This window comes from Brevundimonas sp. (assembly GCF_041911375.1).
Classification (GTDB): Bacteria; Pseudomonadota; Alphaproteobacteria; order Caulobacterales; family Caulobacteraceae; genus Brevundimonas.
Genome location: NZ_JAYRPA010000036.1, coordinates 24635 through 31114 on the forward strand (window position 1 = coordinate 24635; position 6480 = coordinate 31114).

Sequence of the window (6480 nt, forward strand, 5' to 3'; positions counted from 1 at the left end):
CGCGGCCGATTTTCAGGCCGGCCGGCCGCAGGTTCCGGTCAGGCGCCCGCCTTTCTCGCGAAGCTCCAGGCGGCGTCGCTGAGGGGGCCGACCTGGGCGGCCATGGTGCGGGCGTGGGCGCTGGCGGCGGTGCCGTCGCGGACGCGGCCGGCGATGCCCTGGCAGATGGCCGCGAGGCGGAACAGGTTGTAGGCGTAGAGCCAGTCGAGGTTGGCCGGGCGCAGGCCCGTGGCGGCGGCGTAGCGCTCGACCGTCTCCTCCACCGAGGGGATGCCCAGGGCCTCAAGGTCGGCGCCGGCCAGGCCGTTGCGCAGGGACGCCGGAATGGCCCAGGCGATCAGCAGATAGGAGAAGTCGGCCATCGGATCGCCCAGGGTCGACAGCTCCCAGTCCAGCACGGCGCGGACCTGGGGGCCGTCGGGGGCCAGGATCATGTTGTCGAGGCGGAAGTCGCCGTGGACGATGCGGCTGGGCCCCTCGGGCGGCAGGCTGTCGGGCAGGAAGGCGATCAGACGGTCCATCGCGGGGACCGGATCGATCTCAGAGGCGCGGTACTGCTTGGTCCAGCGGCCGACCTGGCGGGCGAAGTAGTTGCCGGCGCGGCCGTAGTCCGTCAGGCCGATGGCGTCGGGGTCGAAGGCGTGCAGCCGCGCAAGCGTGTCCGTCTGGGCCTCGTAGATGGCGCGGCGCTCGGCGGGGGTCAGGCCGGGCAGCTTCAGGTCCCAGAAGATGCGGCCCTCGACCTTGTCCATGACGTAGAACATCGAGCCGATGACGGCCTCGTCCGTACACAGGGCGTAGGGGCGGGCGACGGGGAAGCCCTGGGCCGACAAGGCCGAGATGACCTGGAACTCGCGATCGACGGCGTGGGCGCTGGGCAGCAGCACGCCCGGCGGCTTGCGGCGCAGGACGTAGGCGCGACCGGGCGTCGACAGTTCGTAGGTCGGGTTGGACTGGCCGCCCTTGAACTGGCGCACCGTCAGCGGTCCGGAATAACCCTCGACATGGCCGGCCATCCAGGCGTCCAGCGCCGCCTCGTCCAGGCGGTAGCGCGGATCGACCTCGCGCGTGCCGGAGAAGGCGGTCTGGGCGTCCAGGGTCGGGGCGTCCAGGGTCGGGGCGTCGGGCGTTTCGGTCATGCTTTCCCTCCGCCGGCCGCGTCTTCTTGCGTCTGGGGCGCGCGGGCCGGCGCGGCGATGATGGCGGCCTTCACCGCCCGGCGCCAGCCGGAAAGCAGCCGCTCGCGCTCGGCGGCGGCCATGCGCGGCTTCCAGCAGGCCGGGGCCTCGACCGGACGCGCCTCCAGATCGTCGATCAGGCCCGCGCCGAAGGCGGCCAGGCGGGCGGCGCCCAGGGCAGTCATCTCCTGGAAGGCGGGGCGTTCGACCTCGACCCCGCAGATGTCGGCGACGAACTGCATGGCGAAGCTGTTGGCGGTGACGCCGCCGTCGACCTTCAGCGTCTTCAGCGGCGGGGCGCCGTCGGCGGCCAGGGCGTCCAGCAGGTCGCGGGTCTGATAGGCCAGGGCCTCAAGCGCCGCGCGGACGAAGTGGGCGGGGCCGGAATCGCGGGTCAGGCCGACGACGGCGCCGCGCGCCTCGGGCTCCCACCAGGGGGCGCCCAGGCCGGTGAAGCCGGGCACCAGATAGACGCCGCCGTTGTCGGGCAGGCTCTGGGCCATGGCCTCGGACTGGCGGGATTCAGAGATCATCCCGGCGCCGTCGCGCAGCCACTGGATGGCCGAGCCGGCCGAGAAGATGGAGCCTTCCAGCGCATAGGCGATCCGGCCGTCGGCCCGCCCATCGGCCGCATAGCCCAGGGTGCCCAGCAGGCGTCGGGTCGAGGCCACCGGGGTTTCGCCGACATTGGCCACCAGGAAGGCGCCGGTGCCGTAGGTGATCTTGGCGTCGCCGGCCCGCAACGCGCCGTGGCCGACCAGGGCCGCCTGCTGGTCGCCGGCCGATCCGGCGACGGGCAGGGCGCGGCCGAACAGGGCCGGGTCGGTCTCGCCCGCGACCTGGGCGCAGCCGACAATGGGGGGCAGGGCGGCGCGCGGCACGTCGAACAGGGCGCAGAGGTCGTCGCGCCAGTCCAGGGTGCGCAGGTCCATTAGGCTGGTGCGCGCGGCGTTGGTGGCGTCGGTGGCGTGGACGCGGCCGCCGGTCAGCTTCCAGATCAGCCAGGCGTCGATCGTGCCCAGCTTGACCTCGCCGGCCTCGGCCCGGGCGCGGGCTCCGGGCACGGCGTCCAGCAGCCAGGCGAATTTGGTCGCGGAGAAATAGGGGTCGAGGATCAGGCCGGTCGCCTGCTGGACCAAAGGTTCATGTCCCTGGGCGACCAGGCGGGCGGTGACGTCGGCGGTGCGCCGGTCCTGCCAGACGATGGCGCGGTGCAGCGGCTCGCCGGTCGCCGCATCCCAGATCACCGCCGTCTCGCGCTGGTTGGTGATGCCGACGGCGGCGAAGCGGGCGACGCCGCCGGCCTGGCCCACCACCTCGCGGCAGGTCTGCAGGGTCGCGGTCCAGATTTCGGCGGCGTCGTGCTCGACCCAGCCGGAGCGGGGGAAGTGCTGGGTCAGCTCGATCTGGCTGACGGCCACGGGGCGCGGCTCGCCCTGACGGGCTGTCTGTTCGCCTACCGCGCCTGGCGCTGCTTGAGGCTGTTTTCCGCCTACCGCGCTTGGCGCTGATTGAGGCTTGTCACCGCCTACCGCGCCTGGCGCTGCTTGAGGCGAGAGCTCGAACGCGACGGCCCGCGTCGAGGTGGTGCCCTGGTCGATGGCGAGGATCAGGCTCAAGTCGTTTTCTCTCCCAGGTGGTTGGGTTAAGGGAGCACATGACGCACCGCCTGCCCAGCTATGAAGGCGTACTGGACGCCGCCCGCCAGATCGAGGGCGTCGCCGTGCGCACTCCCCTGATCGAGAGTCCGGCGCTGAACGCGCGCCTGGGCGGGCGGGTGCTGATGAAGGCGGAGACGCTGCAGCGGGCGGGCGCCTTCAAGTTCCGGGGCGCCTACAACCGCATCAGCCGGCTGGACGAGGACGAGCGGCGGCGCGGGGTCGTGGCCTTTTCCTCCGGCAACCATGCGCAGGGCGTGGCCGCGGCCGCGCGGCTGGTCGGAACGCCGGCGATCATCGTCATGCCCGCCGATTCCCCGGCGGTGAAGGTCGAGGGCGTGCGGTCCTTCGGCGGCGAGGTGCGGTTCTACGATCGCTGGAGCGAAAGCCGCGAGGCCATCGGCGCCGCCATCGCCGAGGAGCGCGGCTCGGTGCTGGTGCCGCCGTTCGACGATCCCTTCGTCATCGAAGGACAGGGAACGACGGCGCTGGAGCTGCTGGAGCAGACGCCCCTGCTCGGCGGGGGAGCCATCGACCAGCTGCTGTGCGGCGCCTCGGGCGGCGGGCTGATCGCCGGGATCAATCTGGTGATGGCCGAGCGCAGCTCCGAGACGCGGGTGACGGTGGTCGAGCCCGAGGCCTTCGACGACACGGCCAGATCGCTGGCGGCGGGCGCGCGGGTCGGCCATCCGCAGGGCGCGCCGTCGATCTGCGACGCCCTGATGGCGCCGACGCCGGGCGAGCTGACCTTTCCGATCAACCGGCGCTGCGCCGGCGCGCTGACTGTGTCCGACGCCGAGGTCGCGGAGGCGGTGGCCTTCGCCTTCCGCCAGCTGAAGCTGGTGGTCGAGCCGGGCGGGGCGGTCGGTCTGGCGGCGCTGCTGAGCGGCAAGGCCGAGGCGAAGGACCGGACCACGGTCGTCGTCCTGTCGGGGGGCAATGTCGACCCGAGCCTGTTCGCCGCCATCATCGAGGGGCGGTTCGGGGGCTGACTTCCGGCCCGTCGTCGGCCAACCTGCCGCAAAACAGCGGGAGGAAGAGAATGACGAAACCCAGCGAACTGCAGGGCCTGATCGGACAGGAGGTCGGGGTCTCGAAATGGTTCGAGGTCAGCCAGGCGCGCATCGACGCTTTCGCCGACTGCACCGAGGACCATCAGTTCATTCACGTCGATCCCGAGGCGGCCAAGGCCACGCCGTTCGGCGGGACCATCGCCCACGGCTTTCTGACGCTGAGCCTGGCCTCGGCCATGAGCTATGACGCGGTCGCGCCGCTGGAGGGCGTGGTGATGGGCGTCAACTACGGCTTCGACAAGCTGCGCTTCCTGGCCCCGGTCCTCGCCGGGTCGCGCGTGCGCGGACGGTTCAGGCTGCTGTCGGCCGAGGACAAGGGGAACGGCCGCTGGCTGCTGAAGCACGAGCTGACCGTCGAGATCGAGGGCGGCGACAAGCCGGCCCTGATCGCCGAATGGCTGGGGATGCAGATGGTCGGCGGGTGACGGGACCAAGGAAAAAGGCCCGGAACCTGGGTTCCGGGCCTTGGTCTTGCTCTAGTCCAGCGTGCGCTTGATCTCTTCGACCGTGAAGCACTCGATGTAGTCGCCTTCCTTGATGTCCTGGAAGCCCTGGAACTGCATGCCGCACTCCTGGCCCGAGGGCACCTCGTTGACCTCGTCCTTGAAGCGCTTGAGCGTGTTGAGCACGCCCAGCTCCAGAACCACCACGTCGTCGCGGATGATGCGGACGCGCGCGCCCTTCCTGACCACGCCCTCGGTGACGCGGCAGCCGGCGATCTTGCCGATCTTGGAGATGTCGAACACCTGCAGCACCTGGGCGTTGCCCAGGAAGGTTTCGCGCTGCAGCGGCGCCAGCATGCCCGACAGCACGCCCTTCATGTCGTCCAGAAGGTCGTAGATGATCGAGTAGTAGCGGATTTCGACGCCTTCGCGCTCGGCCAGGTCGCGCGCCTGCTTGGAGGCGCGGACGTTGAAGCCCAGGATCGGGGCGCCCGCGCTCTTGGCCAGGTTGACGTCGCTCTCGGTGATGCCGCCGGCGCCGGAATAGACGGTGCGGGCGCGCACCTCGTCGGTGCCCATCTTGTCCAGCGAGCCGACGATGGCTTCGGCCGAACCCTGGACGTCCGCCTTGACGACCACCGGCAGCTCCGAGACCTTCTTGGACTGCAGCTTGGACATCATGTCGACCAGCGAGACCGAGCCGCCCGAGACCTGGGCCTTCTCGCGCTTCACCCGCTGACGGTATTCGGTCAGCTCGCGGGCGCGGGCTTCGGATTCCACGACGGCGAAGACGTCGCCGGGAGACGGCGCCTCGTCCAGGCCGAGGATCTCGACAGGGACGGACGGACCGGCTTCGGTCAGCTGCTCGTTGCGCTCGTTCAGCAGGGCGCGAACCTTGCCCCACGATCCGCCGGCCACGACGATGTCGCCGCGCTTCAGCGTGCCGCGCTTGACCAGCACGGTGCCGACCGGGCCGCGGCCCTTGTCCAGCTTGGCCTCGATGACCACGCCCTCGGCCGAACGGTCGGGGTTGGCGCGCAGGTCCATGACCTCGGCCTGGACCAAGATGGCTTCCAGCAGGCCGTCCAGGTTGGTGCGGTTCTTGGCCGAGACCTCGACGATCTGGGTGTCGCCGCCCAGGCTCTCGGCGATGACCTCGTACTGCAGCAGCTCGTTGACGACCTTGGTCGAGTTGGCGTCCGGCTTGTCGATCTTGTTGACCGCCACGATCAGCGGCGCATCGGCCGCCTTGGCGTGCTGGATGGCCTCGATCGTCTGCGGCATGACGCCGTCGTCGGCGGCCACGACCAGCACCACGATGTCGGTGACGTTGGCGCCGCGCGCCCGCATCGCCGAGAAGGCGGCGTGACCCGGGGTGTCCAGGAAGGTGACCTTCTGGCCGTCCTCCAGGCGCACCTGATAGGCGCCGATGTGCTGGGTGATGCCGCCGGCTTCGCCGCCCGCCACGTCGGTGGTGCGCAGCGCGTCCAAGAGCGAGGTCTTGCCGTGGTCGACGTGGCCCATGATGGCCACGACCGGGGCGCGGGTTTCGGACGCATCGGCGTCGTCCGCCTCGCCCAGGAAGCCGGTTTCGATGTCGGATTCCGAGACGCGCTTGACGGCCATGCCGAATTCCTCGGCCACCAGTTCGGCGGTGTCGGAATCGATCACGTCGTTGATCTTCATCATCATGCCCTGACGCATCAGGAACTTGATGATGTCGACGCCGCGCACGGCCATCCGGTTGGACAGCTCCTGAACGGTGATGACGTCGGGGATGACCACTTCGCGCGGACGGTTCGGCGCGTCGGTCGAGCCGCCCTTGCGCTTTTCCTTCTCGCGTTCGCGGGCGCGGCGGACCGAGGCCAGCGAGCGCATCCGCTCGGCGGCGTCGCCGTCGCCGACCACGGACTGGATGGTCATGCGGCCTTCGCGGCGCTTGGGCTCGCCGCGGGTGCGGCTGACCGCCTTGCCGGCGTCGGAGAAACGCTTCTCGCGATCGTCGTCGCGGCCGACCGGACGGCCGAAGCCAGCGCCGGGCGCGCGGCTGGGACGGGCCACTTCTGGCGTGGCGGGCGGCGCATTGGGCGCAGGCCGGCCAGCACGGCGAACAAGGGCGCCGTCAGGA

Annotated in this window: 5 protein-coding genes; 2 read left to right on the forward strand and 3 right to left on the reverse strand. The window is 70.8% G+C overall.

Annotated elements, in window-relative coordinates; all coding sequences use genetic code 11:
- Positions 1–38: 38 nt before the first annotated feature.
- Positions 39–1139: a phosphotransferase gene (locus tag ACE3PU_RS07325; RefSeq protein WP_374388192.1), complete on the reverse strand. Its 1101-nt coding sequence runs from the start codon at positions 1137–1139 to the stop codon at positions 39–41.
- Complete coding sequence (glpK, locus tag ACE3PU_RS07330) at positions 1136–2791, reverse strand: glycerol kinase GlpK (RefSeq protein WP_374388202.1); 1656 nt, start codon at positions 2789–2791, stop codon at positions 1136–1138. The genes ACE3PU_RS07325 and glpK overlap by 4 nt, the downstream gene beginning before the upstream one ends.
- A gap of 44 nt (positions 2792–2835) precedes the next feature.
- Between glpK and ACE3PU_RS07335 the strand changes: the two genes are divergently transcribed.
- Positions 2836–3828, forward strand: a complete 993-nt coding sequence (locus ACE3PU_RS07335) for a threonine/serine dehydratase (protein WP_374388194.1) — start codon at positions 2836–2838, stop codon at positions 3826–3828.
- A 50-nt stretch (positions 3829–3878) separates the two neighbouring features.
- Positions 3879–4334 carry a MaoC family dehydratase gene (locus tag ACE3PU_RS07340; RefSeq protein WP_374388196.1) on the forward strand — a complete coding sequence of 152 codons (456 nt, stop codon included), beginning with the start codon at positions 3879–3881 and terminating at the stop codon, positions 4332–4334.
- Between the two features lie 51 nt (positions 4335–4385).
- On the opposite strand, the gene infB is transcribed toward ACE3PU_RS07340, so the two are convergent.
- A partial coding sequence (gene infB, locus ACE3PU_RS07345) for a translation initiation factor IF-2 (RefSeq protein WP_374388198.1) occupies positions 4386–6480 on the reverse strand: 2095 nt, incomplete at its 5' end.